At 63.2% G+C, this 21,187-nt stretch carries 23 protein-coding genes and 1 pseudogene; 4 read left to right on the top strand and 20 right to left on the bottom strand.

Annotated features, from left to right (window positions below; genetic code table 11):
* Positions 1-33: 33 nt before the first annotated feature.
* Positions 34-912: pseudogene (locus NKJ76_RS16120) on the bottom strand (NAD(P)-dependent oxidoreductase); the annotation flags it as partial.
* A 19-nt stretch (positions 913-931) separates the two neighbouring features.
* Positions 932-1,696 carry an SDR family oxidoreductase gene (locus tag NKJ76_RS16115; protein WP_023704884.1) on the bottom strand — a complete coding sequence of 255 codons (765 nt, stop codon included), beginning with the start codon at positions 1,694-1,696 and terminating at the stop codon, positions 932-934.
* A gap of 178 nt (positions 1,697-1,874) precedes the next feature.
* Here NKJ76_RS16115 and NKJ76_RS16110 point away from each other — a divergent pair, with 178 nt between their 5' ends.
* On the top strand, positions 1,875-2,249 hold the full coding sequence (locus NKJ76_RS16110; protein WP_352537865.1) for a winged helix-turn-helix transcriptional regulator: 375 nt from the start codon (positions 1,875-1,877) through the stop codon (positions 2,247-2,249).
* A gap of 66 nt (positions 2,250-2,315) precedes the next feature.
* Here the strand turns inward: NKJ76_RS16110 and ftsH are convergent, their stop codons facing one another.
* The 9 genes from ftsH to ybgC form a co-directional block, all read right to left on the bottom strand.
* A complete protein-coding gene (gene ftsH, locus NKJ76_RS16105; RefSeq protein ID WP_023673598.1) occupies positions 2,316-4,241 on the bottom strand; it encodes an ATP-dependent zinc metalloprotease FtsH in 1,926 nt (641 codons plus the stop codon).
* A gap of 103 nt (positions 4,242-4,344) precedes the next feature.
* Complete coding sequence (gene tilS / locus NKJ76_RS16100) at positions 4,345-5,751, bottom strand: tRNA lysidine(34) synthetase TilS (protein WP_023747284.1); 1,407 nt, start codon at positions 5,749-5,751, stop codon at positions 4,345-4,347.
* Positions 5,752-5,802: 51 nt separating this feature from the next.
* The gene (gene ybgF, locus NKJ76_RS16095; protein WP_023726183.1) at positions 5,803-6,885 is read right to left on the bottom strand and encodes a tol-pal system protein YbgF; all 1,083 of its coding nucleotides are present in this window, start codon (positions 6,883-6,885) and stop codon (positions 5,803-5,805) included.
* A gap of 213 nt (positions 6,886-7,098) precedes the next feature.
* The gene (gene pal, locus NKJ76_RS16090) at positions 7,099-7,605 is read right to left on the bottom strand and encodes a peptidoglycan-associated lipoprotein Pal (protein ID WP_027050585.1); all 507 of its coding nucleotides are present in this window, start codon (positions 7,603-7,605) and stop codon (positions 7,099-7,101) included.
* A 249-nt stretch (positions 7,606-7,854) separates the two neighbouring features.
* Complete coding sequence (gene tolB / locus NKJ76_RS16085) at positions 7,855-9,159, bottom strand: Tol-Pal system beta propeller repeat protein TolB (RefSeq protein ID WP_023673841.1); 1,305 nt, start codon at positions 9,157-9,159, stop codon at positions 7,855-7,857.
* 38 nt (positions 9,160-9,197) lie between these two features.
* Positions 9,198-10,355, bottom strand: a complete 1,158-nt coding sequence (tolA, locus tag NKJ76_RS16080) for a cell envelope integrity protein TolA (protein ID WP_352537864.1) — start codon at positions 10,353-10,355, stop codon at positions 9,198-9,200.
* A 7-nt stretch (positions 10,356-10,362) separates the two neighbouring features.
* Positions 10,363-10,815 carry a protein TolR gene (gene tolR / locus NKJ76_RS16075; protein WP_023673843.1) on the bottom strand — a complete coding sequence of 151 codons (453 nt, stop codon included), beginning with the start codon at positions 10,813-10,815 and terminating at the stop codon, positions 10,363-10,365.
* Between the two features lie 9 nt (positions 10,816-10,824).
* Positions 10,825-11,535, bottom strand: a complete 711-nt coding sequence (gene tolQ / locus NKJ76_RS16070) for a protein TolQ (protein WP_023673844.1) — start codon at positions 11,533-11,535, stop codon at positions 10,825-10,827.
* Positions 11,536-11,847: 312 nt separating this feature from the next.
* A complete protein-coding gene (ybgC, locus tag NKJ76_RS16065; protein WP_023700290.1) occupies positions 11,848-12,318 on the bottom strand; it encodes a tol-pal system-associated acyl-CoA thioesterase in 471 nt (156 codons plus the stop codon).
* Positions 12,319-12,383: 65 nt separating this feature from the next.
* On the opposite strand from ybgC, the gene NKJ76_RS16060 reads away from it, so the two are divergent.
* Positions 12,384-13,634: a glycoside hydrolase family 5 protein gene (locus NKJ76_RS16060; RefSeq protein WP_023700289.1), complete on the top strand. Its 1,251-nt coding sequence runs from the start codon at positions 12,384-12,386 to the stop codon at positions 13,632-13,634.
* Between the two features lie 144 nt (positions 13,635-13,778).
* Here the strand turns inward: NKJ76_RS16060 and NKJ76_RS16055 are convergent, their stop codons facing one another.
* The 6 genes from NKJ76_RS16055 to NKJ76_RS16030 form a co-directional block, all read right to left on the bottom strand.
* Positions 13,779-14,678, bottom strand: a complete 900-nt coding sequence (locus NKJ76_RS16055; protein WP_352537863.1) for a metallophosphoesterase — start codon at positions 14,676-14,678, stop codon at positions 13,779-13,781.
* Between the two features lie 134 nt (positions 14,679-14,812).
* Positions 14,813-15,850, bottom strand: coding sequence for a Holliday junction branch migration DNA helicase RuvB (gene ruvB, locus NKJ76_RS16050; protein ID WP_352537862.1), 1,038 nt, complete (start codon positions 15,848-15,850; stop codon positions 14,813-14,815).
* Between the two features lie 43 nt (positions 15,851-15,893).
* Positions 15,894-16,514, bottom strand: coding sequence for a Holliday junction branch migration protein RuvA (gene ruvA, locus NKJ76_RS16045; RefSeq protein WP_352537861.1), 621 nt, complete (start codon positions 16,512-16,514; stop codon positions 15,894-15,896).
* Between the two features lie 10 nt (positions 16,515-16,524).
* Positions 16,525-17,031, bottom strand: coding sequence for a crossover junction endodeoxyribonuclease RuvC (gene ruvC / locus NKJ76_RS16040; protein ID WP_023688957.1), 507 nt, complete (start codon positions 17,029-17,031; stop codon positions 16,525-16,527).
* Between the two features lie 67 nt (positions 17,032-17,098).
* Entirely contained in the window at positions 17,099-17,629 is a 531-nt protein-coding gene (gene rcdA, locus NKJ76_RS16035) for a protease adaptor protein RcdA (RefSeq protein WP_352537860.1), read from the bottom strand.
* Between the two features lie 386 nt (positions 17,630-18,015).
* Positions 18,016-18,396 carry a hypothetical protein gene (locus NKJ76_RS16030; RefSeq protein WP_023668767.1) on the bottom strand — a complete coding sequence of 127 codons (381 nt, stop codon included), beginning with the start codon at positions 18,394-18,396 and terminating at the stop codon, positions 18,016-18,018.
* 311 nt (positions 18,397-18,707) lie between these two features.
* Here NKJ76_RS16030 and NKJ76_RS16025 point away from each other — a divergent pair, with 311 nt between their 5' ends.
* The gene (locus tag NKJ76_RS16025; protein WP_352537859.1) at positions 18,708-19,259 is read left to right on the top strand and encodes a DUF2269 family protein; all 552 of its coding nucleotides are present in this window, start codon (positions 18,708-18,710) and stop codon (positions 19,257-19,259) included.
* A 7-nt stretch (positions 19,260-19,266) separates the two neighbouring features.
* On the opposite strand, the gene NKJ76_RS16020 is transcribed toward NKJ76_RS16025, so the two are convergent.
* Positions 19,267-20,037, bottom strand: coding sequence for a sulfite exporter TauE/SafE family protein (locus tag NKJ76_RS16020; RefSeq protein WP_352537858.1), 771 nt, complete (start codon positions 20,035-20,037; stop codon positions 19,267-19,269).
* Positions 19,983-20,273: a hypothetical protein gene (locus NKJ76_RS16015; protein ID WP_352537857.1), complete on the bottom strand. Its 291-nt coding sequence runs from the start codon at positions 20,271-20,273 to the stop codon at positions 19,983-19,985. The genes NKJ76_RS16020 and NKJ76_RS16015 overlap by 55 nt, the downstream gene beginning before the upstream one ends.
* On the opposite strand from NKJ76_RS16015, the gene NKJ76_RS16010 reads away from it, so the two are divergent.
* Positions 20,257-20,754, top strand: a complete 498-nt coding sequence (locus NKJ76_RS16010) for a GNAT family N-acetyltransferase (protein ID WP_352537856.1) — start codon at positions 20,257-20,259, stop codon at positions 20,752-20,754. The genes NKJ76_RS16015 and NKJ76_RS16010 overlap by 17 nt on opposite strands.
* On the opposite strand, the gene NKJ76_RS16005 is transcribed toward NKJ76_RS16010, so the two are convergent.
* Positions 20,711-21,148 carry an Lrp/AsnC family transcriptional regulator gene (locus NKJ76_RS16005; RefSeq protein ID WP_023704892.1) on the bottom strand — a complete coding sequence of 146 codons (438 nt, stop codon included), beginning with the start codon at positions 21,146-21,148 and terminating at the stop codon, positions 20,711-20,713. The genes NKJ76_RS16010 and NKJ76_RS16005 overlap by 44 nt on opposite strands.
* Between the last annotated feature and the right edge of the window lie 39 nt (positions 21,149-21,187).

Raw genomic sequence — 21,187 nt, 5'->3', positions numbered from 1 at the left:
AGGTTGGCGGGCCTTCTCTTGGGTCTTGCCCCGTCAAGCGCCTTGTTTCGAGAGCAGTGCGACCAGGCTTGTAAGATCGGCATTGGCCTGGCCGGCAGCCACCCCGCGCTTCATCAGGCTTTGCATCGGCAAGACGAGTTCGGTGCTGACATCAGCCGACCTGCTGGCATCGATGAGATTGACGTAGGCATCAGCCTGCATGCCCAGGTTGGAAACGACATTGCTGGTGTGATCGCCACTGTCGATCTGTTCCGCCCATTTCGGCAGCAGGCCTTGCATCGACTGAAGCCAGGAGGCCAGCAGCGGCATGAACTCGCCGGCCGGGATCCCTGCTGCGCCCGTCAATGCCAACGCCTGCAGAACGCCCGCGAACATGCCGTACATGCCGGTCAGAAGCGAGATATCATAGAGCGGCGCGAGCCCAGCATCCTCACCGAGGAATTTGCTGGTGCCGAGCGCTCCGAGCTGCCCCGAACAGGCATCGAACGCCTGGCGCGAACCGCTGTAGAGAATCAGGGCGTGCGGCCCGCCGATCATCGGCGGCACCGCCATGATGCCGCCGTCGATGTAGCTGGCGCCCTGGCTCACCGCCCAGGCCGACATCGCCCGCGCCTGCTCGGGCGTGCCGTTGGTGAGATTGACCAATGTGCGGCCCGACAGCGCGTCTCGGCTTGGGCCGAGCACCTCACGAACGGTGTCATAGACAAGCAGGCACGCCACGATCAGTGGACTCGATCTGACGGCTTCCTCGACACTCTTGGCCACAGTGGCGCCCTTGGCTGCCAAAGCCTCAGCCTTTGCCGGAGAACGGTTCCACACCGTCACCGCATGTCCCTGGTTCAGAAAGGCTTCGGCAAGCGCCGTGCCCATGGCGCCGAGACCGATCACTGTTATGTCGCTCATTCTGCTTCTCCTTGGTTTGGTTGCGCGGTTACGCCGGTGTCGGGCTCAGGTCCTGGCCAAGGCCACCGTCCACGGTCAGCCGCGCGCCCGTGGTGAAGGTCGCGTCGAACGCCAGGAACAGCACTGCGCGCGCCACCTCCTCCATCGTGCCGTGGCGCTTCATCGGCGTGACCGCGTCGCCGATCGCCATGAAGGCGGCCCGCTCCTCGGCCGAGGCGTCGGCCACACCCATCGTCGGCGTATCGATGAAACCAGGGCTGACCACATTCACGCGGATGCGGCGCGGCAGAAGCTCGGCGGCCAGGACCTTGGCGAAGGCGCGCAGTGCCGCCTTTGATCCGGAATAGACGCTCATGCCGCCGGTGCCGGATTCGTCGGCGATCGACGAGGTGAAGACTATGGCGCCACCATCCCTGATGAGGGGCAGCAGGCGCTGCGCGGTGAAGAAAGCGCCTTTGGTGTTGATGTCGAAGGTGCGATCGTAACTGTCCTCGGTGACCCGCTCCACGGGTTCGAGATTGGCCACCCCGGCATTGACGTGAAGGAAGTCGATCTGGCCAAGCTTCTGCCCCACTTCGGCACCGAGCGTGACGATATCGGCCATGTCTGAGATATCGGACCGCACGACATGAGCTCGCGAAAGCAGCTTGGCTCGCGCGGCCTTGATGTTGCGCTGGTCGCGGCCGGTGACCAGGACCTCGGCGCCGCTTTCGATCAGGGCTTCGGCAACGGCGAGCCCCATGCCGTGCGTCCCGCCGATGACAACGGCCTTCTTGTTTGCGTATCGTGTCATGATCCATCCCTTTTTGACAAAATCCGGCCGCCGACGGCCTTTGCAGGTCGAAGCGAGGTACCGATATGATGTTGTGGTGTTCGCCGATGCCGGCGAGCTGGTTTGAAGCTATGGACCGGCTTGGTTTTTCTCAAGTACCGACAAAAATGTAAGCTACCCACCGATTGCTCAGAATTGGATGAACATGGGAAAGAAACAGCCAGATAGTTGCGGATTGGGGCCGGCGCTGGAGGTCATCAGCGGCAAATGGAAGGCGCTACTGCTCTGGCAGATTCACAAGGCGCCGGCACGATTCGGTGAGCTGAAGCGGCTGGTGCCTGACATCAGCGAAAAGATGCTGATCCAACAGCTGCGCGAAATGGAGGCCGACGGCATCGTCCATCGCGAAATCTTTCCCGAGGTGCCGCCGAGGGTCGAATACTCGATTACCGAATTCGGCATCGAGCTGGACAATGCCCTGATCCCGCTGGCCAGATGGGGCAAGCAACATGCTGGCCGGACTGACGGTGTGCGCCCCGGCAAAGCAAATGCATCCGTCCCGCATGCTATTTGAGAGACCCTGAATAGCAAAACGCCGCGGATTGAGCCGCGGCGTTTTCTTGCATCACATGATGTCAGCTCAGCTCGACGGCTGAGGCTCCATGCCGCCTTCGGGCTCGGGACCCTTCTTGCGGCGGCCGGACTTCGGCACAGCCGAGCCGCGGCTTGTGGGGGTGTCATCCCCCAAATCTCGCGCGGGCTTCTGCCCGGCGATCAGCTGCTTGATCTCTTCGCCCGAAAGCGTCTCGTATTCGAGCAGGCCCTGCGCCAGAGCGATCCATTCCTTCTTCTTCTTGGTCAGAATGGACTTGGCCGTGACATAGGCCTCGTCGATCAGGCGGCGTACTTCGGCGTCGATGATCTGCGCAGTCTCTTCCGAGACGTTCTGCGTGCGCGCCACCGAATGGCCGAGGAAAACCTCTTCCTGGTTGTCGCCATAGGCGACGTGGCCGAGCTTGTCGGAGAAGCCCCAGCGCGTGACCATGGCGCGCGCCAGCTTTGTCGCCTGCTCGATGTCCGAGGACGCGCCGGAGGTGATGTTCTCCTTGCCGAACTTGAACTCCTCTGCGACGCGGCCGCCCATCATGATGGCAAGCCGCGAGATCATGTATTTGTAGCTCATCGAATAGCGGTCGCCTTCCGGCAGTTGCATGACCATGCCGAGCGCGCGACCGCGCGGGATGATGGTCGCCTTGTGCAGCGGATCGGCCGACGGCACGTTGAGCGCCAGGATGGCGTGGCCGGCCTCGTGATAGGCCGTGAGTTCCTTTTCGGCCTGGGTCATGGCCGACGAGCGGCGCTCGGCGCCCATCATGATCTTGTCCTTGGCGTCCTCGAACTCGGCCATGGTGACAAGGCGCTTGTTGCGGCGCGCCGCCATCAGAGCGGATTCATTGACAAGGTTCATCAGGTCGGCGCCCGAGAAGCCCGGCGTGCCGCGTGCGATCACCTTGAGGTCGACATTCGGTGCCAGCGGCACGTTGCGCACATGCACCTTGAGGATCTTCTCGCGGCCGACGATGTCGGGGTTCGGCACCACCACCTGGCGGTCGAAGCGACCCGGACGCAGCAGCGCCGGATCGAGCACGTCGGGCCGGTTGGTGGCGGCGATAAGGATGATGCTCTCGTTGGACTCGAAGCCGTCCATCTCGACCAGCAGCTGGTTCAGCGTCTGCTCGCGCTCGTCATTGCCACCGCCGAGGCCGGCGCCGCGATGGCGGCCCACAGCGTCGATTTCGTCGATGAAGATGATGCAGGGAGCATTCTTCTTGGCCTGGTCGAACATGTCGCGGACACGGCTTGCGCCGACGCCGACGAACATCTCGACGAAGTCGGAACCCGAAATGGTAAAGAACGGCACATTGGCCTCGCCGGCGACCGAGCGCGCAAGCAGCGTCTTGCCGGTGCCAGGAGGGCCGACCAGAAGCACGCCGCGCGGGATCTTGCCGCCGAGGCGCTGGAACTTCTGCGGATCGCGCAGGAACTCGACGATCTCTTCCAGATCTTCCTTGGCCTCGTCGACGCCGGCGACATCCTGGAAGGTGACGCGGCCATGCGCCTCAGTGAGAAGCTTGGCCTTCGACTTGCCGAAACCCATGGCGCGGCCGGAGCCGGACTGCATCTGGCGCATGAAGAATATCCACACGCCAAGGATCAGGATCATCGGCAGGTAGGAGATCAGATAGCTGAACAGCGAGTTGGAACCGTCCGACTCAGGCCGCGCATTGATGGTGACGTTCTTGTCCTGCAGCCGCGAGACCAACTGCGGATCGCCAGGCGAATAGGTCTGGAAGCCATTGGCGTTGTCGGCGTAGGTGCCCGTGATGCGGGCGCCGGCGATGACCACCGTCTTGACCCGGCCGGCCGCGACCTCTTGCAGGAACTGCGAATAGGGAACGTCGGTCGAGGCCCCGCGAGTCTGCGGCGTCTGGAACAGATTGAAGAGAGCAATGAGCAGGACCGCTATGATCGCCCAGAGCGCGAGATTGCGATAATTCGGATTCATCAATTGTCCCGTTGGTGCCCGCTGGGACACGCGTCATGAGAGGAAACTTGCGCCTAACATAGGGAGAGCGCCCCCCCTTGCCAAGCATAACAGCACGTCTGGGTTAAGCTTTCGCGCCATGATCAACCGGCACTGTGGCGGCCAAAGGGCAAGCCGGGACAGGCGGTGCGCCGATCAACTCGGCCACGGCCTGCGCCAACACCAGATCGAAGCACGGCAGGAAACGGGCAAAGGGCGCAACGACCGGGCTGACGGCGATTGCCGGCGCCGCCGCTACATCCCCTGCAAAACCACGGCATTCGCCGCCGCGCCACAGCGCCGGTTCCGCAGCCAGGGCGGCGCGCACAAGGCTTGGCGGCGCGCCATCCCCGGCAATCGGCGTTTTGGCGGCGGCAGCGGCGCCAAGCGGCGCGATCAACCATGCACCCGGACTGTCGTCCAATGTGATCGCCCCGGCTTCGATGTGTGGCGTGATCCGCCGGCGACCGTCCCAAAGCAGAGCGCCAGCTACCGGCGCGGAACGCGGCAGGTCGCGCGATTCACGGCGCAGGAAGATGCCGTTTCGCCTGATATCGACGACCGCCCGCGACAATGTGGCGCAAAGCCGACCGGCCCGCATTTGCTCGAACAGCGCTTCGCTGCGCGCCTGGTCCGGCAACAAGGCGGTGCCGCCCGTCGCCGCCAGCAGGACACGCAGCGCATAGACCGCGGCTCGCGTGTCGTCAGCTTCGGCAAGACCGGGATCGAGACGGATGAGACCCCTCGCCGGCCGGCTGGCAAATTCACCGATCAGGGCGGCGGCGCGGCGACCGAGTTGTTCGCGCTCGCCGGCGGCCCGCCTGGCCAGGCCGATCGCTTCGGCAAAACGCTGCCCGCTCCGGTCTTCGCCGAGCACGGCCCGGATGCGCGGGCGTTCGAAATTCGTGTCGATGTTGGTCGGATCCTCCGCCCAGCCGACATGTTCGCGCTGCAGGAAGGCGCGCAACGCCGCGCGCCGAGCGCCGAGCAGCGGCCGCGCGATCCAGGTCCGCCAGTCATAGAGGGTGGCAGGCGCCATGCCGGCGAGACCTCGGCCTGCAAGCTCTCGCCCGTCATTCCGCGCGGCTCGCATCAGGACGGTCTCGGCCTGGTCGTCGGCGGTGTGGCCGGTCACGATCACACCAATGCCTTGCGCCTGCGCTGCCTCGGCCAGCAACCGGTAGCGCGCCTCGCGCGCCGCCGCGGGCAGGCCGGCCGACGGCTTGGCGCCGGACCAGTTGAGCGTCCGGTGCGCGATGCCGCGCTCGGCACAAAGCTTTGCCACGCTGCGCGCTTCGGCTGCTGCTTCCGGACGCAGGCCGTGGTCGATCGTCACCGCCAGCAGCCGGGCTGTCGGGGCGCTGCGGTCGAGGTGAGCCTTGAGGAGAAGAAGGAGGGCGGTCGAGTCGCTGCCGCCGGACACGGCCGCAAGCGCGCCGTTGGTAAAGTCGATCTGCGAAAAATTCGAAAGGTCAGGCTCGGTATCGAGCATCAATGCATGTCGCGCAAAAGTGGTCCCGGTTCTGGGACAACACGGCAAAGACTAGCACGCCGCCAGCGCCCTCTCCTGCTTGACGCGTTCCTTGAGCGCGGCCGAAATATCGGGATAGCGCTTGCCGATCTCGCCGAAGGTGGCGCAGGCGACATCCTTCTGCTTGAGGCCGACCAGCGACACGCCAAGCTTCAGGAGCATGTCAGGCGCCTTCTTGGCCTTCGGATAGTCCTTGCTGGCGGAGAGGAAAACCTCGGCAGCGTCATGATACTTCTGCTGGCCAAGCAGCGATTCGCCAAGCCAGTAATGCGCGTCCGCCGCCTTGGCGTCCTTCGGGAACCGGGCGATGTGGTCGCGAAAACCCTGCTCGGCGGTGCTGTAGTCGCCCGACAGGATGAACTGGTAGGAGTTGCGGTAGATCTCTTCCGGGTTGTTGGTGGCAGGCAGCGCCGCCACCACCGTGCCGTCCGACTTGCCGGTCTTAGCCCCGGCAGCCGGCGCCTCGGCGGCGGGAGCCGCACCTTCCGCCGGCGCCGCTGCCTGCGTGTTGCCGCCGGCGTCGATTACATTGCCGTTCTTGTCGACGGTAATGGTGCCGAAGGTCTTGGGCGGCGTGCCGTTGATCACCTTGCCGGGATCGCCGGTCTGCGATTCGACGATGACCTCGCCGACGCTCTGGCCGCCATCCGACTGCGCGCCGGCACCGGCCGGCGCCTGGTCTGCCGGGGCCTCGGCGACGCCGGTGCCCGCGCCACCGTCCTGCGGCGCGGCCTCCGATTTCTTCTGGGCCGGCGGCTGCCCGCTGGAGCCGCCTTCCAACTGCTGGAAGCGGAACTCGTTGTCTTCCTGCTGCTTGCGCATCTGCTCCTGCATCTGCAGGATCTGGAAGTTGAGTTCCTCGAGCTTGCCGTTCATCTGCCGGAGCTGATCTTCCAGCCCCGCGGCGGCGGTGCCGTCCTGCTGCTGCGCGATCTGTTGCTGCTCCGGCTTCTCCTTCTTGCCGAAAATGCCGAGCGTCGGCAGATGGAAGGAAAAGCCGCTATCCGCGGGTTGTCCGGTGCCGCTCGCAGAAGCCGCGAAGCCTGATACGAGCAGCAGCGCAAGCGTGCCGCTCAAGACCGATCTGAAATGCATGTGCCTCTCGCCGTGAATATCGTGAGCCTGTTCGCGCCTTCCGATCACAGTGGGACCGGCACGACGCCCTCGGCTCTTAGCAGGAGGCGAGACTTCGGCCAAATTTTGTTTCCGGGTTTGTTTCCGGGACCGAAACTGAAAAAGGCGGCCACAAGGCCGCCTTTCGCATGGAAGTGTTGCAATTATGCGACTAAGGCGCCGCCGTCTTGCCTATCAGGAGCCGGCGCCGGAGAGCGTGGTGACCGCGCGGCGATTCTGCGACCAGCAGGAGATGTCGTCGCAGACCGCGACCGGACGTTCCTTGCCGTAGGAAATCGTCTTCAATCGGCTCGCCGAGACGCCCCTGGCGACCAGGAAGTCGCGAGTGGCGGCGGCGCGGCGGGCGCCGAGAGCCAGATTGTATTCACGTGTGCCGCGTTCGTCAGCATGGCCTTCGACGACGATGGCGTACTGCTTGTACTGGTTGAGCCACTGTGCCTGCCGCGACAGCGTCGTCTGCGCATCGGCGCGGATCGCGGTCGAGTCCGTGTCGAAGAAGATGCGGTCGCCAATGTTGACTGTGAAGTCCTTCGCCGAGCCGGGCGTTGCCGCACCCGCGCCGTTGAGGCCGAGCTCTTCAGCGCTGTTCGGGGTTTTCTTCGAGGCGCAACCGGTGATGGCGAGCATTGCGATCAGGGCGATCATCGCCGGGTTTCTGGTAAGTGCTGCGATACGGCCCATGCCGCCTCTCCTTCGTATTCGAGTGATCGTATTTCGAGTGATTTCGTTGATCACCCAGTAACCACGTTTGGGTTAACCGGCATTCAAGAAATACGGTTAATGTTTGGTTTCGATCGTCCGTCCACGACCTTCAAATCCACGGTCACAGTTGGCGCGGACCCTAGGCGGAAATGCGGCCGAAACGCGACTAATGAATGGAAAAGGGGCCAAACGGGCCCCTTTTTAGCAGGTGTGGCAATTCGGCCGAACCTACTCCAGCAGCGGCGACCAGGCGGGATCCGACGCGAAATTCGCGGTCGGGATCGACTGTTCGTTGCGGCCGGTGAGATCGACGGAAACCAGTTTTGGGCCGCCGGCGGAGTCGCGGAAGAACATCAGCACGCGGCCGTTGGGCGCCCAGGTCGGTCCCTCCTGCTGGAAGCCCGAGGAGAGGATGCGCTCGCCCGAACCGTCGGTCTTCATGACGCCGATCTGGAATTCGCCGCCGGTCTGCTTGGTGAAGGCGACGAGGTCGCCGCGCGGGGACCACACCGGCGTCGAATAGACGCCGTCGCCGAACGAAATGCGGGTCTGGCCCGAGCCGTCGGCGCCCATCACATAAATCTGCGCACGGCCGCCACGATCGGAAGTGAATACCACCTTGCTGCCGTCGGGCGAATAAGAGGGCGAGGTGTCGATGGCGGTCGAGTTGGTCAGCCGGGTGGTCGAGCGGCTTCGCAGGTCCATGGCGAAGATGTTGGAATTGCCGTCATCGCGCAGCAGGCTCATGATCACCTTCTGGCCGTCGGGCGAGAAGCGCGGCGCAAAGGTCATGCCGGGAAAGTTGCCGACCAGTTCGCGCTGTCCGGTCTCGATCTGCAGCAGATAGACCCGCGGCTGGCCGCTTTCATACGACATGTAAGTGATTTCCTGCCGATTCGGCGAGAAACGCGGCGTCAGCACGATCGAGCGGCCATCGGAGAGATAGCGCACATTGGCGCCGTCCTGGTCCATGATGGCGAGCCGCTTCTTGCGCGCATTCTTGGCGCCGGATTCGTCGATGAAGACGACGCGTGTGTCGAAATAGCCCTTCTCGCCGGTGAGCTTCTCATAGATCGCATCGGCGATGATGTGGGCGACACGGCGTTGATTTGCGTCGTTGGCGAAAAACTGCTCCCCGGCTATCTGCTGGTTGCCAAAAATATCCCATAGTCGGTACTGGGCGCGGATTCGGCCGTCCGCCTCCTTGCTCACGCTGCCGGTGACCAGCGCCTGCGCATTGATCACCTTCCAGTCGTCGAAACGGGGCTGCGCATCCGGATTGGCGATCTTCTCGATGAAGGCGTTCTTGTCTATCGGTGCGAAGAGACCGGAGCGCTTCAGGTCGGCGGTGACGATCTCGGAAATCTGCGCGCCGAGCCCTCCCTGGAAATCTGGGATGGCGATCGGCATCGGTTCGACATTGCCTTTGTTGACGTTGAGCTCGAGGGTTGCTCGAGCAGGCAAGGTGACGACGGCGTTCATGCCCATCGCCATCGCGGCGACCATCAGGAGCGGCTTGAGGATGGATTTCATGTCTTCTCGCTTCTCTTGCTGATTTCTGGGTGCTCAGGCTACAGGCCAAGCATCGCTCTGGGATCGAAGTTGACGCGAACGTCGGACCAAATGGCATGCTTTCCGGCGGGCACCTGCAGGCCGGCGACATCGCATTTCTGCACAGCGCGAACCGCGCTGCTGTCGAATTGGGGGTTGCCGCTGGACTTCTCGACGGTCGGACGGCCCTCCAGCTTGCCGGAGGCATCCAGGCTGAAACGGATCACCACGGTGAAATCCTCAGAACCCTCAAGCCCAACCGGGAGGGTCCAGCAGCCACCGAGCTGTTCTTCCAATGCCCCTTGCTCGGACTTCGACAGCTTCTGGCCTTGATCCTTGTCGCCGCCTAGCGATGCCTGCTGGGTCGAGCGCTTGGCGCCGCCGCCGGATGGCTTCTGCTTGTCGAGCAAAGCCTTGATGTCAGCCTCATTGAACTGCTTGTCATCCGACTTCGGCTTCGACGAGGCTTCCTTGACCGGCTTGTCGGTGTCCTTGCGGTCCGGAGCCTTCGCGCTTTCGGCCTGCGCCGGCTGCGGCTTCGGCCGTGCTTCGGGAGCAGGAGCGGAAGTCGGAAGCTGCGCTTCTTCCAGAGGCTGCTGATCCGATATGGCTTCGGCGACCGCATCGGGCTTCACGCGTGGCTTCGGCTCTATGGCGGCGGTCGTGTCCGGCTGCGGTGTTGGTGCAGGCTCCTTCACCGGGGTCGGCTTCGGTTCAACCTGCTTCACCGGCTCGGGCTTGACCTCTTCCTTCGGCTGCGGCTCCGGCGCCACCTCCGTCGCAGGTGTCGGCTTCGGCGCTTCCTTTGGCTTCGGCGTGTCCTCGGTCTTCGGCTTTTCGGTCGGCGTCGGCGCCGGAGCAGCCGTCGCTGTTTTCTCCACCGGCTTCGGCTTGGGATCGTCCGTCACCGGCTTGTCGGTATCAACGCTGTTCTCGCCGATTTTCTGTGCATCTGGCACGATGTCGGGACGCTTGGTCGGCATCGGCGCCGGCTTTTCGTGCATTACCGCCTTCTTGTCGCCCTGCAGCGTCTGCGCAATGGCTTCCATGGGAACGATGTCGACCGCTATCGACTCGACATCCGTGGACGGCAGCGCGGCCGGCGCCGACAGGGTGAACAGGCCGAAAGCCAGTGCCACCGTATGCAGTATCACCGATGTGGTGAGGCCGGTCTTCATCGTGCGTCTACTGATCCTGTTGCTGCAGTGAAATCAGGCCGATATTCTTGTAGCCGGCGGCCTGGATGAGGGCCATGACCTCCATCGCGGCGCCATAGTTAGTCGCCTTGTCGCCGCGGATGAAGATGCGCTCTTCGTAGCCGGTCTTGGAAATCGCCTGCAGTTTGGCGACCAGCTCTTCCCTTGGGATTTCGGTCTCCTGCAGGAAAATCTTGCCGGCCGCGTCGATCGAAACGGTGATCGGCTGGGTGTCGGCGTTCATAGCCTTGGCCTTCGTCTCCGGCAGGTCGACCGGCACTCCGACCGTCAACATAGGTGCGGCGACCATGAAGATAATCAAGAGCACCAGCATCACGTCGACCATCGGCGTGACGTTGATTTCCGACATCAATGCATGGTGGCGGCCGCGCCGCCTGTGTCCGCGCCCGCCGCGTCCTGCCATGCCAACCGACATACCCATCTTCTTACCTCAGCCCTTAGGCGCTACTTTTTCATCGATTTGGCGCGAGAGTATGGCGGAGAACTCATCCGAGAACCCTTCCATCCGCACCGCGATCTTGTTCGCGTCGGATGACAGCTTGTTGTAGGCGATAACCGCCGGTATGGCGGCGAGAAGACCGATGGCCGTCGCCAGCAGCGCTTCGGCAATGCCGGGTGCAACAACCGCGAGACTGGTGTTCTTCGAACCGGCAATCGCCTGGAACGAGGTCATGATGCCGATGACGGTGCCGAACAGGCCGATGAAGGGTGCAGCCGAACCGGTGGTGGCGAGAAAGCCGAGACGGCCCTCCAGCTTCTCCATCTCGCGCGTCAACGCCAGGTCCATCGCCTTGTCGATGCGGGTCTGCAGGCCGAGCGGCGATTTGGCCCCCTTCTCGAAGCTCTTCTTCCATTCGCGCATGGCGGCGACGAAGATCGCACCCATGCCCGTGGTCTTGCGGTCGGCAAGCGTGCGATAGAGCTCTTCCAGCGACTGCCCCGACCAGAACACCTGTTCGAAGCGATTGAGCGACAGACGCATGCGGGCATAGCTGACCAGCTTGTCGACGATGATCGCCCAGGTCCAGACCGAGGCGCAGAGCAGACCGATCATGACCAGCTTGACCACCCAGCTGGCCTGTGTGAACAGCGCCCAAATCGACAATTGCGCTGCCGGATCGGCGAGTGCGGTAGTTTCCATGCTTCAGTCCTTAAGATTTTCCGGGCATCGCTGGCGGCTGGCCCATGGGCATCCCTTGTGGTCCGTTCGCGCTTGGCTTCCGGATTAACCCCAAAATGCACCGTTGGCGGCCTTTTCAGGGCAAATATTGGTGAAAGGAAGGCGCGCGGATTCTTCCAATCTTCACCGATCTCTTCATGAACCGTTATGGTTAAGGATGGGTTAGGAAATATGGCGCGGCGCATTGCCGCGCCAAGGGACGACGCGGACCATCCATCCACAATCGAATGCGCTGCCGATTGGCCGCCCGTTGCCGGCCGGCAGGCCTGGATATCAGCTTGCTCCTGGTAGAAAGGCCGCGATCCATTCTTTCGGAAAGCGCTTCGGCCGGCCGTTCTCGCCAATGATCGCCGCCTCGACCTTTGCTTCGACCAGAACCTCTGTCCCGCGTTTCAATTGCTGCGCCATGACGATGCGGGCGCCGGAAATATCCTGCGTTGATGTGTCGATGGTCAGGATGTCGTCCATGCGGGCAGGCGAGCGGAAGTCGATCTCCATGCGCCGCACCACCCAGACGATCCGTTCGCCGTGCTTGCCTTCGTGAAGTTCTGTGTGGTGGACGCCCGCCAGCCTGAGATAGTCCGAGCGCCCGCGCTCGAAGAATTCGAGATAGCGCGCATGGTAGACGACGCCGGAAAAATCGGTGTCGGCATAATAGACTCGCGCCATCAGCCGATGGCCGAATTCCGTCAAGGCTCCGGAAAGCCCGGCAGCAAGCGCCGCCGATTCACCATGATCGTCCATCGCGCTTTCCTTTTTGCCCCCGGCGGGGCACCTGTCTTGCCAAAATCACCAGCGCAGCAAACCGGATGGCACTGTTGACGGCGATGATCAAGACCTTGATGGCAGCGCTGCTGGTGCTGGCGGCGTCTGCGCTTCCCGGTCAGGCCGCGACCTTTTCGATGAAGCGCGGCCTCAACCTCGACCAGTGGACGACCTGGGTCGGGGAAGACAAATGGAACGACCGACAAGCCATCCTGCCCTATCCGGAATGGCGCAAGTTCCTCGACGAGGGTGACCTCAAGGCGCTGAAGGCCGCCGGTTTCGACTTTCTGCGCATGCCGGTCGATCCCTCGCCGTTTATGTCGGACCAGACGCTGGCGCTGCGCGACGACCTCTATGCCAGCGTGCGAGACTCGGCGCGCATGATCAACCGGGCCGGTCTGAAAGTGATCGTCGACATGCACCTGATCCCGGCCGGCGGCGGCCGCGAGATCGGCATGGGCCAGGTGATGGACGATCCCGCAACCTTCGAGGCCTATGTCGAGGTCGTCCGCAAAATGGCGCGCACGCTTGCCACTGAGGACCCGGCGCAGGTCGCTTTCGAGCCGATGAACGAGCCTATCGTCGACTGCGACAGCGAGGGCACCAGCCTGTGGCCGGAGCGTCAGCAAAAGCTGTTCGCGGCCGCGCGCGCCTCGGCCACCAGGCTGACGCTGATCCTGACCGGCGCCTGTTATTCCAGTGCGGCTTCGCTGGTCAGGATCGACCCAAAGTCGATCCCCGACGACAACATCATCTGGACCTTCCACTCCTACGACCCGTTCCTGCTGACGCATCAGGGCGCGACCTGGGCCGGCGATTTCATTCTCTATGTTACCGGCCTGCCCTATCCGCTGACCGCGGTGCCGCGCGCCGAGCTCGATGCGACGCTGGATGCGATCCGCGCCAAGATAAAAGCCGAGGCGCCACGGACCAGACGGAACGGCCTGCTCGCCTATCTCGATGAACAAGTCGCCAGCATGGACACGGACGAAAAGCTGCTCGGCGTCATGGATGCGCCGTTCGAAAAGGTCGAGGCCTGGGCGAAGGCCAACGCCATCAAGCCGGAAAACATCACGCTGGGCGAGTTCGGCATGATCCGCCAGGAGTATGGCAACCCCTATGTGATGCCGCCCAAATACCGCGCCGCCTATGTCAAGGACATGATCGCGCGCGCCGAGGCGCATGGCTTCTCATGGTCGGTGTGGAGTTTTGGCGGCGCCTTCGGCATCGTCGATGCCTTCAACGGCGAAAAGGCCGAACCCGCCGTGATGGATGCGATCCGCTCGCTCCATTAGCCCTAGGGCATGTCGAGATCCAGATCAGGCCGAGTCGAAAATGAGGGGTCCGAAAACCGGAACGGAGCGGACTTTGGTCCGTGACTACCGGAAGCGCAGGAACACCTCATTTGCAGGCCGGCATCACCTGAATACCGGCATGCCCTAACCGAGGTCGATCTGCAGGATCTCCGGCCGCATGCCAAAGCGCACCGGCGCGATGCTGAAGCCGAGTCCGCCTGACACGATCAAATTGCGGTCATTCTCGACGACATGGCCATAGGCAAAGCGGTTGCCGAAGCGGGACGGCACCACCGGTGAATAGCCGAACAGCCTGACCTGCCCGCCATGTGTGTGGCCCGACAGCGTCAGCGAAACCCGCCACGGCACTTTCGGGAAAATGTCAGGCTCATGCGCAAGCAGGATGATCGGTGCCTGGTCGGTGATCTTGGCCAGCGTGCCGTCGAGATCGTCCAGGCCTTCAAATCTGTCGCGGCCGGCGGCCTTGTTCGGTAACAGTGCCAGCTGGTCGGCGAGCCCGGCGATCCAGAAGCCGTATCCATCCTTTTGCAGGCGCACGGCGTCGTTCTCCAGAACCGAGATGCCGGATTCCTCCAATGCCTTGCGCGCCACAGTCCCCGCTCCGGCCTGCTGCGCGAAAGGATCGTGCCACCAGTCGTGATTGCCGAGGATCGACAGCACACCAAGCGGCGCCTTCAGTCCTGACAAGGCCGGCGCCCATTCATGGGCCTCCACCCGGTTCGTCACCAGGGACATGCCTGAGAAATAGTCGCCGAGCAGTACGATCAGATCGGGCTTCAGCACGTTCGCATCCTCGACGAGCGAAGCGATCCGCTCAGGCGTCATCCAGGGACGGCAGGCGTGAATATCGGCAAGTGCTACAACGCGCAGCTTGAGATCTGCAGGCCAATGCGGCGGCGTCAGCCGGTAGCGCTTCACATGCGTCAACAGCATCGGCTCGATGCCGACCGCATAGGCACTGAGCGAAGCCAGCGAGAGGAACGAACCTCCGGCGAATTTCAGGAACCCGCGTCTGGTGATCACTTTTCTGGCTCCGACCTTGATCGGAGCAGTTCGCGCCGACATTGCAACGCCCGATACAATCGAGGAATGCGCCTTCACGCTGGCAGGTTTGAGGAGATTCTGCACAGAAATCCGTTCCGAAGAACAAATGTCCGTTACTCTTCCTGGAACAGGTTGATCTGCTGCTGTGCCAGATCCTTTGGCGCGTCGAGGCCGAGATGGCGCCAGGCATTGGCCGTCAGCACGCGGCCACGTGGCGTGCGTTGGATGAAACCCTGCTGGATCAGATAGGGCTCGATAATGTCCTCGATGGCGTCGCGCGGCTCGGACAGGCCGGCGGCGATGGTTTCGATGCCGACCGGCCCACCACCGAAATTGCGCGCGATCATCGAGAGATAGCGGCGGTCGAGCGCGTCGAGGCCGAGCGCGTCGACCTCGAGCCGGGTGAGAGCTTCGTCGGCAATCTGCTTGTCGACGTGGCCGTCGCCGGCGACGGAGGCGAAATCGCGCACGCGGCGCAACAGTCGGCCGGCGATGCGCGGCGTGCCGCGGGCGCGGCGCGCAATCTCCAGCGCGCCGTCGCCGCCGAGCGGCATTTGCAGGATACGGGCGCCGCGGCGCACGATCTGCTCCAGTTCCTCGACCGAATAGAAATTAAGCCGCACCGGAATGCCGAAGCGATCGCGCAGCGGGTTGGTCAAAAGGCCGAGCCTGGTCGTGGCGGCAACGAGCGTGAAGCGGGCAAGATCGATCTTGACCGAGCGTGCCGCCGGACCTTCGCCGATGATCAGGTCGAGCTGGAAATCCTCCATCGCCGGATAGAGGATTTCCTCGACTGCCGGATTGAGCCGGTGGATCTCGTCGATGAACAGTACATCGCGGTCTTCCAGATTGGTGAGAAGTGCGGCGAGATCGCCGGCCTTGGCGATCACCGGACCGGAGGTCGAGCGGAAATTGACGCCGAGCTCGCGCGCCATGATCTGCGCCAGCGTTGTCTTGCCAAGCCCCGGCGGCCCGACGAACAGCACATGGTCAAGCGCCTCGCTGCGGCCCTTGGCGGCCTCGATGAAGACTTTGAGATTGGCCCGCACCGCGGCCTGGCCGACGAAATCGGCGAGCGTCTGCGGCCGCAAGGTCTGCTCAGCATCCTCGCCGCGCTTTTCCGGGGCAATGAGGCGGGGTGAAAGGCTCATGCGGCCTTCCTCGCACAGGGCAAAGGACCGGACAAGCAATCACTCACCGCGCCAGTTCCTTCAGCCCGAAACGAATGAGCTTCGAGGCATCGGCGTCCTCGCCGGCCGTCTTCAGCGCCGCCGCGACAGCATTGGCTGCGGTGTCGCGCGAATAGCCGAGATTGACCAGCGCCGAGACGGCGTCGGTGATGGGCGCCGGCGCCACGCCTTCCCCGAGTTCCTGCTTCAGGCCGATGGCGCCGGAGGCGGTTCCGGCATAGCCCGGCGCCTTGTTCTTCAATTCGGTGACGATGCGCTCGGCCACCTTCTTGCCGACGCCGGGCGCGCGGCTGACCATGGCGATGTCGCGCAGCGCGATCGCATTGGCGAGGTCGGCCGGCGCCAGCGTCGACAGGATGGCCAGCGCCACCTTGGCGCCGACGCCTTGCACATTGCTCATCAACAGCCGGAACCATTCGCGCTCAAGCACCGATTGGAAACCGTAAAGCCGGATCATGTCCTCGCGCACATAGGTCTCGATGAACAGCACCACCGCCTCGCCGGGCGAAGGCAGCGCGGCCAGCGTGCGCGCCGAGCAATAGGCGACATAGCCGACGCCGTGCACATCCACGAGGCAGAAATCCTCCTCGATCTCGTCCAGCGTGCCTTTCAATTTGCCGATCATGCGTGATCCCTCATGCCAGCGCCATCCTGTAGGCGACGCTTTGCCGGTGATGCGCGTGGCAGATGGCGATAGCTAGCGCGTCGGCGGCATGTTCGGTGTCGAAAACGGCTTTCGGCAACAGCACCTTTACCATCATGTGGATTTGCTTCTTGTCGCCATGGCCAACGCCGATCACCGCCTTTTTGACGGCATTGGGGGCATATTCGGCGACGACAAGGCCGGCGAGCGCCGGCACCAGCATGGCTATGCCGCGCGCCTGGCCGAGCTTCAGTGTCGCCACCGCATCCTTGTTGACGAAGGTTTGCTCGACGGCCGCTTCCTGCGGCATGGCCGCATGCAGGATCTCGGCCAGCCCGTCATGCAATTGGCAGAGCCGTGTCGCCAGCGCCGCCTTGTCGTCGGAGCGTACAGTGCCGGAGCTGATAAAGCGCAGCGAGTTGCCGAGGCTCTCGACGATGCCCCATCCGGTGCGCCTCAGCCCCGGATCGATACCGATGATGCGAATCGCTTCCCTCATGCGCGAAGTCTACCTCCGGCGCACAGCGATGTCAGGGAAATGTGAACAAACCGGAAACGGGAAGCGTTTAACCTCGAGCGAAAGCCGTATTCAGCAGCGTGATCTGGTCGGAAACCGGATTGGCGCGGCGGCCTGTTACCGGCGTCCCGGCAAACGCGCCGCCATAGATCTCTTCGTCCATGCGGCGCACCAGCGCCTGCAGGCGCAGCGAGCGGGTGACGAGGTCGAGGAAATCCTTCGGCAGTTCGCCCCAGCCGACCGCTTCGTCATGCGCCGAGGCGGTGTCGAGACGCACCTTGGATTTTTCCGAGGCGACCTGGTCGCGGGTCATCTCGCCGGAATTTGCCGCCCGCTGCAAAAGCAGCCAGGAGGCGACCTGCATCAGCCTTGTGGTCAGCCGCATCGATTCGGCCGCATAGAGGGTCGCCGCCAGTCTGGACAGCTTCTTGGCCTCGGCCCGGCCCTTGCCGTCGAGATATTCCGCTGCTTGCTCAACCAGGCCCATGCCTTCCTGGTAGAGCGGTTTGAAGGATTGGGAGAAAACCCGGCGTTCCGCCAGCTTGATGGTTTTCGCGCTGCCCTTCGAAGGCTCGTTCATCGATACGCCCCTGCACTGCCCCGTCGGCTGATTCGGCTTCATCGCCGTCACGCCGGCACCCTAGATGACTGAAGCTTGAAAATGCGCTTCGCCGCCGGCGAAGGCAAGCACATGTTTAACAAACGGTTAACGCCTGCGCAGGGGCGCCAAGCGGACCAAAAGCAGACAAAAAAAGAGCCGCGGATAAGGCGGCTCTCAGGAGTTTAACAGGGAGGCGTCAAACGAAGTGGCTCCAACCACTCGGTAAGAATCCAGATCACTGGATGGACATAGTAAACACCTGTAAAGCTTAATGAACCCTTAACGGCGCGGGTATTTCTTGTTCGACCGCTGCCCTTCTGTGCCGTATCAGCACAACGGCCCCCGAAGCCTGATCGTCAGCTTGTTCATGCCTTCTTCCATACAGCCGGCAAGGAAATGAAGGCGAACAGCAGCATTGCCGCATAAAAGCCCATCGAGGAGGAAGCCAGCACCGGCTCGATCTCCGGATGGCCGGCAAGTTCAAAGTAAAGCCCGATCATCAGTGCGATTCCGCAGATTGCCGTCAGCCAGAAATGCACGACCGCAATCGTCTTTTGCCCGACCGCTGGAAACAGGTGGTAGAAGAAAGCAAACACCGCCGACATCAGCCAGCCCGCCACCATGGTGTGCGCGTGGGTCGGCATCTGCCCATGGTCATTGGAGATCGCCATATGCAGGCCGAGCGCCATGCCGCACAGGGAATAGATGACGGCCAGGGTGAAGAAATTTCGTGCTACGCCTTGCATGGGATACCCTCGTTGGTTGTTGCAGACTTGGTCCGACCGCGCGCGGCCAAAATGGAGCGTCGGTCGCGAGCGGCTTAGTCCCCGCAGGTTTCAGGATCATGCCGCGAAACCAGCCAATTCCGACACGGCGTCTATCCGGCAAATGCCGGGTATTGTGCGGGCTGGCGGTAAAATCCGGCGACGGCGCCACCGCAACAAGCCGGCACCCACGCGGCATCTTCTGGATACATGCACGGAGATAATCCGCCCTCCTTCGGAAGCAGACGCGCGAAAGCAGCGTTTACCCCCGGAACGATGCACAAGGAGCGGCAATGGACTGGTATTCTCTCTTCAAATTCCTGCATGTCATGGCAGCGATCCTCTGGCTCGGCGGCGGTTTCGCCATGCTGCTGGTTTCGATACTCGCCGATCGCGCCGGCGACGACGAGACGCTGATGGTCATGCTGAGAACGACGGACAAACTCGGCTTGCGTCTGTTCGTGCCGGCGTCCGTCGCGACCCTGGCTTCTGGCCTGGTGCTGACTTCGCTATGGACCGGCTTCTCCGACCTTTGGGTCGTCATCGGCCTTTGCGGCTACGCCGCCGCGTTTCTAACCGGTATCCTCGTGCTGAAGCCTTCGTTCGAAAAGCTTGCCGCAATGCTTGCCACGGACGGCATGACCCCGGCCGCCATAACGTTTGGGCGCCGCATGATACGAATCGTCAAGTTCGATTTCGTCATCATGATCGCCGTCGTCGCCGACATGGTGCTGAAGCCGACCGCGCACGACATCGCCACTCTCGGCGCCATGGCGGTCGTGGTCGGTGGTGGTGCATCGCTGACCTTTGCGAGCGCCCCGCGAACCAAACCGGCAGCGGCCTGAGCGGGCTTTAGAGCAGGCCGGCGATCCCGTCCCAAAGCAGCTTGACCGCGACCACGGCCACGGTCGCGTAGGTGAAGGGATAAAAAATCTCCGGCCGCATGCGCCGCACCAGCCAGGCGCCGGCGATGGTGGCCAGCGGCGCCAGCGGCATCAGCACGGCCGACGCCGTCAGGTTGGCTGTGTCGAACTGGCCAAGCGCGAAATAGGGGATCAGCTTCAGCGCGTTGGTGGCGGCAAAGAAGATCGCCGATGTCCCCGACAGCACCTTCGGATCGAGCCGGATCGGCAGCGCATAGACCTGGAAGGGCGGCCCGCCGACATGGGCGACGAAGCTGGTGAAGCCGGCGACGATGCCCCAGAAGGCGGCGGCGATGCGGTTGGGCGCCGCCGCATGGTCGGAACCGTGGCGGAACTGGAGATAGAGCCAGCGCAGCACGAAGATCAGCGCGACAGCGCCGACGATCAGCCGCACCATCTCTTCGGTTACGAGCGCTGCCGTCAGCCAGCCGAGCCCAATGCCGATCACCGCGCCCGGCATCATGTCGACCAGCATCTTTCTGTCATACACACCCCACCACGTCCACACCGAAACGATGTCCATCAGGCACAGGATCGGCAGCAGGATAGCCGCCGCCTGCACCGGCGGCATGGCCAGCGCCATCAAAGGCACGCCAACGAAGCCTACAGCGCCGCCGAAGCCGCCTTTCGACAGCCCGACAAGTATCACCGCCGGAATGGCGGCGGCATAAAACCACGGATCGGCGAGCAGACCTGACATGAGCTGGAAATGGCTGGAGGGAAGACGGTTGCCCTGCAATAGCCCAGAAACCCTTGCGCCGCGACCGGGAAAATGCCGGCCGTGTCGATCAACTGTGCGTAAAGCGACGGTTCCGGATTTGCGGCAAGATCGCCGCCGATGCATAAGGGCGCCGTCCCCGCTGCATCAGGTTTTTGATCCCAGGTTTTGGCCCAGGTTTTTGACCCCAGGTTTTTGACAATGAGCGAACCCCACATCCGCCGCGCCGAAGCAGCCGACCTGCCTGCCATCGTAGCCATGCTCGCCGACGATCCGCTCGGCAGCAGCCGGGAGGACGCCACCGAGCCACTCGCCAAGGCCTATCGCGACGCCTTTGCCGCCATCGACGCCGACCCCAGGCAGTTTCTTGCCGTGATGACGGAAGGGGGCCGCGTCATCGGCACGTTGCAGATCAGCTATCTTGCCGGGCTGTCGCTTCAGGGCGCCTTGCGCGGCCAGATCGAGGCTGTGCGCGTCGTCGCGGACCGCCGCGGCGAACGGCTGGGACAGCGCCTCCTGGAATGGGCGGTCGAACAGTGCCGTGAACGCGGCTGCAAGATTGTCCAGCTGACCACCAACAAGAGCCGCCAGGACGCGCATCGCTTCTATGACCGGCTCGGCTTCAAGGCCAGCCACATCGGCTACAAGCTGGAGCTTAATTCAGTGGCGGCGGACGGCGCCGGATCGGCTGCGCCTTGATGATGGCGGTGCTGGTCTCCGCCTTGTCGGCGATGCGGTCGAGAAGCTTGTCGAGCTCGCCGATGGAGCGCACGTAGAGCCGGGCCACGAAACAGTCGTCGCCGGTGACCTTGTCGCATTCGCCGAATTCCGGGATCTCCTCGATCAGCTTCTGGACGATATGCAGCTTGCCCGGCAGTGGCCGCACCCGCACGATCGCCTGCAGCGGAAACCCCAGCGCCTCCGGGTCGATCTCGATGGTGAAGGCGCGGATGACGCCGCGTTCCTCGAGCCGCCGCAGCCGTTCCGAGACGCTCGGCGACGACAGCCCGACCTGCTGCGCCAGATCCTTCAACGAAGTCCGCGAATCCAGGATCAGGATGTCGAGAAGCTTTCTGTCCAACTCGTCCAGCATTATCATCTCCTCGCAAAAGGGCTGCGCGCACCTTATTAA

Source organism: Mesorhizobium sp. M0029 (genome assembly GCF_040323735.1).
In the GTDB taxonomy this organism is placed as follows: Bacteria; Pseudomonadota; Alphaproteobacteria; order Rhizobiales; family Rhizobiaceae; genus Mesorhizobium.
The sequence above is the reverse complement of the archived record's forward strand: the minus strand, read 5'-3'. Positions and strand labels throughout refer to the sequence as shown.

Bases quoted from the DNA above. Each gene is read 5' to 3' on its own strand.
- NKJ76_RS16115 (WP_023704884.1), bottom strand. From the start codon at position 1,696: ATGACACGATACGCAAACAAGAAGGCCGTTGTCATCGGCGGGACGCAC.
- NKJ76_RS16110 (WP_352537865.1), top strand. From the start codon at position 1,875: ATGAACATGGGAAAGAAACAGCCAGATAGTTGCGGATTGGGGCCGGCG.
- ftsH (WP_023673598.1), bottom strand. From the start codon at position 4,241: ATGAATCCGAATTATCGCAATCTCGCGCTCTGGGCGATCATAGCGGTC.
- tilS (WP_023747284.1), bottom strand. From the start codon at position 5,751: ATGCTCGATACCGAGCCTGACCTTTCGAATTTTTCGCAGATCGACTTT.
- ybgF (WP_023726183.1), bottom strand. From the start codon at position 6,885: ATGCATTTCAGATCGGTCTTGAGCGGCACGCTTGCGCTGCTGCTCGTA.
- pal (WP_027050585.1), bottom strand. From the start codon at position 7,605: ATGGGCCGTATCGCAGCACTTACCAGAAACCCGGCGATGATCGCCCTG.
- tolB (WP_023673841.1), bottom strand. From the start codon at position 9,159: ATGAAATCCATCCTCAAGCCGCTCCTGATGGTCGCCGCGATGGCGATG.
- tolA (WP_352537864.1), bottom strand. From the start codon at position 10,355: ATGAAGACCGGCCTCACCACATCGGTGATACTGCATACGGTGGCACTG.
- tolR (WP_023673843.1), bottom strand. From the start codon at position 10,815: ATGGGTATGTCGGTTGGCATGGCAGGACGCGGCGGGCGCGGACACAGG.
- tolQ (WP_023673844.1), bottom strand. From the start codon at position 11,535: ATGGAAACTACCGCACTCGCCGATCCGGCAGCGCAATTGTCGATTTGG.
- ybgC (WP_023700290.1), bottom strand. From the start codon at position 12,318: ATGGACGATCATGGTGAATCGGCGGCGCTTGCTGCCGGGCTTTCCGGA.
- NKJ76_RS16060 (WP_023700289.1), top strand. From the start codon at position 12,384: ATGGCACTGTTGACGGCGATGATCAAGACCTTGATGGCAGCGCTGCTG.
- ruvB (WP_352537862.1), bottom strand. From the start codon at position 15,850: ATGAGCCTTTCACCCCGCCTCATTGCCCCGGAAAAGCGCGGCGAGGAT.
- ruvA (WP_352537861.1), bottom strand. From the start codon at position 16,514: ATGATCGGCAAATTGAAAGGCACGCTGGACGAGATCGAGGAGGATTTC.
- ruvC (WP_023688957.1), bottom strand. From the start codon at position 17,031: ATGAGGGAAGCGATTCGCATCATCGGTATCGATCCGGGGCTGAGGCGC.
- rcdA (WP_352537860.1), bottom strand. From the start codon at position 17,629: ATGAACGAGCCTTCGAAGGGCAGCGCGAAAACCATCAAGCTGGCGGAA.
- NKJ76_RS16030 (WP_023668767.1), bottom strand. From the start codon at position 18,396: ATGCAAGGCGTAGCACGAAATTTCTTCACCCTGGCCGTCATCTATTCC.
- NKJ76_RS16025 (WP_352537859.1), top strand. From the start codon at position 18,708: ATGGACTGGTATTCTCTCTTCAAATTCCTGCATGTCATGGCAGCGATC.
- NKJ76_RS16020 (WP_352537858.1), bottom strand. From the start codon at position 20,037: ATGTCAGGTCTGCTCGCCGATCCGTGGTTTTATGCCGCCGCCATTCCG.
- NKJ76_RS16010 (WP_352537856.1), top strand. From the start codon at position 20,257: ATGAGCGAACCCCACATCCGCCGCGCCGAAGCAGCCGACCTGCCTGCC.
- NKJ76_RS16015 (WP_352537857.1), bottom strand. From the start codon at position 20,273: ATGTGGGGTTCGCTCATTGTCAAAAACCTGGGGTCAAAAACCTGGGCC.
- NKJ76_RS16005 (WP_023704892.1), bottom strand. From the start codon at position 21,148: ATGCTGGACGAGTTGGACAGAAAGCTTCTCGACATCCTGATCCTGGAT.